Origin of the sequence: Ideonella sp., assembly GCF_035254525.1 — a bacterium.
In the GTDB taxonomy this organism is placed as follows: domain Bacteria; phylum Pseudomonadota; class Gammaproteobacteria; order Burkholderiales; family Burkholderiaceae_C; genus Ideonella.
The window spans coordinates 1-3,644 of sequence record NZ_DATFAN010000132.1 but is presented as its reverse complement, the minus strand read 5'-3'; the positions used below and the strand labels follow the sequence as shown (position 1 = coordinate 3,644).

The window sequence follows — 3,644 nt, the reverse complement described above, 5'->3', positions numbered from 1 at the left end:
CGGCCCCAGCCCGCGCCCTTGACGGACAGCCCCAAGGACAGCGAGCGGTCCGCTTCGGTAAAGGCATAGGTTTCGGTGTGACCGTCGGCCCACATGGCGCGCAGGAAGGCGCCCACCTGTTTGCCGAAGGACTGCTCGAGGTTGAGGCCGATGCCCACCTTGGTCTGCTCGGTCCGTCGTGCGGCGTCCAGCGACGGCGGCAAGCCGCTCGAATCGGCCAACGCCAGGGCATCGTCGTAGCGGGCCATGACCGCGCGGTTGCGGTACGCCAGCAGGCGCACGATCCCCGCGCGGTCGTCGCCCAGCTCGTAGTTTCGTTCCACCTGGAGCTGGTCGCCGTAATGGCGCAGGATGCGCGGGTCCAGTGGCAGCTGGTTCGGCTCCTTCGGCTGGATGAATCGCCCGGCGCGCAGCGCCCAGCCGTCGCCCTGGTATTCGGCCGCGACGCCCCAGGTGTAGCCGCGTGCGTCGGCGGCGAAGTCGTAGGCACCGTGAGTCATCACCGTCCAGTTGATGAACTGAGTGCGGGGATCGTGGTTGTACTGGTTGGCATCGAACAGGTCGAGCACCGAGACGTTGCCCGCCGTGAGCGTGAGGCGACGCTTGGCATAGGGTCCAGCCAGCTGGTTCAGCGCCGACTCGAACTCTTGCATCTCTTCGCCCAGCGCGATCACGTGGCGCACGAACAGGCGCGCACGGTACAGCGTGGGATTGGAACCGGACGTGCGGGCCATCTCTCCGTTGGTGAAGCCGGCCAGGCCGAAGAGCCCGGACAGCGGCACCCCCTGCGAGATTTCAGGATCGAAGTAGACCTCGGTATGGGGGCCCAGGCGCAGCCCGAATGCCGCGGTGGCGGTGAAAGAGTAGCTCTTCTCGGACTCGCCGTGCAGGCTGTGCTCGCCCTCGTAGGGCGAGCGGAAGGCCGGCTTGGCCTGCCAGATGAAACTCGACTGGAACTTCGCGTTCCAGTCCTCGGCGGCCCGGGCGCTCGCCATGCCGAGGACGGCGGCTGCGGCCAGGTACAGCGTCTTCGCGCGCATGTCCGGCTTTCTTGATCTTGGCGCCGATGGCCGACGCACTGAGTGTTTGGGGGACACCGCATGCTATCCTATCCCCCCCCATAGGATCGTGACAATGCCACAGCATCCAACCCACCTCGACATCGTCAAGCGCCTGAGACGCGCCGAGGGGCATCTGCGCAGCATCGTCGCGATGCTGGAGGAAGGCCGCGAGTGCCTGGACATCGCGCAGCAGTTGCAGGCCGTGGAAAGCGCGATCGCCAATGCGAAGAAGACGCTCGTGCACGACCACATCGACCATTGTCTGGAGCACGCCGTGCGCGAAGGCAGGCAGAGTGCCAGCGACACCATCCGCGAGTTCAAGGCCATCACCAAGTACCTGTAGGAGTTCAGGCGCGAACCTGCTGCGGCTGAATGCAGCACGTCCGATGCGACTTCCTTTGCGCCCCTACCTACCTCGAAACCCGCAAGAATCGCGCATGGACATCGATCCAAGAGAAATCATCAGCACCGACGACGTCGAGAAGGCCGATCGCAGCAGCGCGCGGCTCAATACGCTCGTGGCGATCACCGTGTCGGTGCTGGCCACCTTCATGGGCATCTGCAAGGTAAAGGACGACAACATCGTCCAAGCCATGCAGCAGGCCCAGGCAGACAAGTTGGATCACTGGAACTTCTATCAGGCCCGGAACATCCGGCAGGACGTGGCCGAAGCCTCAGCGCTCCAGCTGCGCCTTGCCAAAGCTGCGGCCCCGGCGCAGCAAGCGGCCGCCTATGACGACGCGATCGCCAAGAACGACGCGAAGGCGGCCGGTGAGGCCCAGAAGAAGCGGGAGCTCCAGCTGCAGGCCGCCAATGACCAGACGACCTATGATCGGCTGAACTACCGGGACGATCAGTTCGACCTGTCCGATGCGGCGCTGGCCATTGCCATCGCGCTCCTTGCCGTCACGGCACTCACGAAGCTATGGTGGATGTACTGGGTATCGTGGGTGCCCATCTCCTTCGGCGTGCTGATGGGGCTTTCCGGCCTGTTCGGTTGGGCGGTGCACCCCGATACGTTGAGCCGCCTGTTGTCCTGAGGTTCCGATGTCGATTCCCCATCACCATGACCACCACGTTCATGGGAGCACGCACGACGTGCCGAACGGCGGCGCACATCGAGCGGCGCACAACCACGATCACCACGGCAGCCGTTGTGGCGCTGGCGGTCATCACCACCATGTCGACCCGAGCACACACGGGCGTGCGTTCGTCGTCGCCATCGCGCTGAACTCGATCTTCGTCGCGGTCGAGTTCGGCTATGGCTTCGCAGCCAACTCGACCGCGTTGATGGCCGACGCGGGCCACAACCTGTCGGACGTGCTGGGTTTGATCCTGGCGTGGGCGGCCGTCGTTGTCGGGCGCCGCTCACCCAGTGAGCGCTTCACCTATGGACTGCGCAGCTCTTCGATCCTGGCTGCACTGGCCAATGCCATGCTCCTGCTCATGGCCTGCGGTGCCATCGGCTGGGAGGCGGCGCAGCGCGTGTCGCAGCCGCCCGCGGTGGCGAGCGTGACGGTCATGGCGGTCGCGACCATCGGCATCCTTGTCAACGGCCTGTCGGCCTGGATGTTCGTGAAGGGAAGTGCGCGCGATCTGAACATCCGCGGCGCCTATATGCACATGGCTGCCGATGCGGCGATGTCGCTCGGTGTCGTGCTCTCCGGCGTGGTCATGCTGTTCACCGGTTGGTTCTGGCTCGACCCGCTCGTCAGTCTGACCATCGTGGCCGTCATCGTGGCCGGCACCTGGGGGCTGTTGCGAGAGTCGCTGCATCTGGCCTTGAACGCCGTGCCCCCGCACATCGACCTGCCTGCCGTCGCCGCTTACCTGCGCGAACTCCCTGGGGTGACCGACATGCACGACCTGCACATCTGGGGCATGAGCACGTCGGAGAGTGCACTGACGGTTCATCTGGTGATGCCGGACGGCTATCCCGGCGATCGGGTGATCGACGGCATTACGCAGACTCTCAATCAGCGCTTCGCGGTGCACCACTGTACGTTGCAGATTGAGCGGGGCACGATCCGGCACGCATGCAGCCTTCTCGCAAGCTGACGCCGATACGCTCAATGAGGCTTCGAGCGGCTGCTTTTGGGCCATGAGTTCGAGGCCATCAAGTTCAGCTCAGGGTCGGCAACGTGAGTTCGGGTCGAAGAGAAGCAGTCGGCGGAGCGGCGTTGAGAGCTACGCGTGAGGCCTACGGCCGCTGTACCTCGTACTGCTGACCTTTGTGCCGTTCGGGGTCGCCGAGCCCGGCGACTGCTTGATGCCAGTCAGCGCGAACTCGGCCTTCGCGCCCGAGTGACTGACAACGCTGCGTCGCTGCCGTTCCCAGCTGCCTATGTCCTCAAGGTTTTAGCGCGACAGACAACCTGTCGGGCGTGGCAAGTGCAGTTACAAATGCCTGGCGGGCGGAGACAGACTTTATTTGACGGTGACGGACTTTGGCGCCGGATACCAAAGAGCGAAGCCGGCCGGCGCCCTCTACTCCACCGTGACGCTTTTCGCCAGGTTGCGCGGCTTGTCTACGTCCGTTCCCCGCGCGCACGCCGTGTGGTACGCCAGCAATTGCAGCGGTAC

Annotated in this window: 4 protein-coding genes; 3 read left to right on the top strand and 1 reads right to left on the bottom strand. The window is 64.7% G+C overall.

Annotated features, from left to right (window positions below; all coding sequences use genetic code 11):
- Positions 1–1,040, bottom strand: a 1,040-nt coding sequence (locus tag VJ693_RS13095; protein WP_324154742.1) for a carbohydrate porin, incomplete at its 3' end; no start/stop codon positions are given.
- Positions 1,041–1,134: 94 nt separating this feature from the next.
- On the opposite strand from VJ693_RS13095, the gene VJ693_RS13090 reads away from it, so the two are divergent.
- The 3 genes from VJ693_RS13090 (at position 1,135) to VJ693_RS13080 (ending at position 3,119) form a co-directional block, all read left to right on the top strand.
- A complete protein-coding gene (locus VJ693_RS13090; RefSeq protein ID WP_324154741.1) occupies positions 1,135–1,404 on the top strand; it encodes a metal-sensing transcriptional repressor in 270 nt (89 codons plus the stop codon).
- A gap of 94 nt (positions 1,405–1,498) precedes the next feature.
- Positions 1,499–2,101, top strand: coding sequence for a DUF4337 domain-containing protein (locus VJ693_RS13085; protein ID WP_324154739.1), 603 nt, complete (start codon positions 1,499–1,501; stop codon positions 2,099–2,101).
- Positions 2,102–2,108: 7 nt separating this feature from the next.
- Positions 2,109–3,119, top strand: a complete 1,011-nt coding sequence (locus VJ693_RS13080) for a cation diffusion facilitator family transporter (protein ID WP_324154737.1) — start codon at positions 2,109–2,111, stop codon at positions 3,117–3,119.
- Positions 3,120–3,644 lie beyond the last annotated feature (525 nt).

Coding starts and splice junctions, on each gene's coding strand:
- VJ693_RS13085 (WP_324154739.1), top strand. CDS start 1,499: ATGGACATCGATCCAAGAGAAATCATCAGCACCGACGACGTCGAGAAG.
- VJ693_RS13080 (WP_324154737.1), top strand. CDS start 2,109: ATGTCGATTCCCCATCACCATGACCACCACGTTCATGGGAGCACGCAC.
- VJ693_RS13090 (WP_324154741.1), top strand. CDS start 1,135: ATGCCACAGCATCCAACCCACCTCGACATCGTCAAGCGCCTGAGACGC.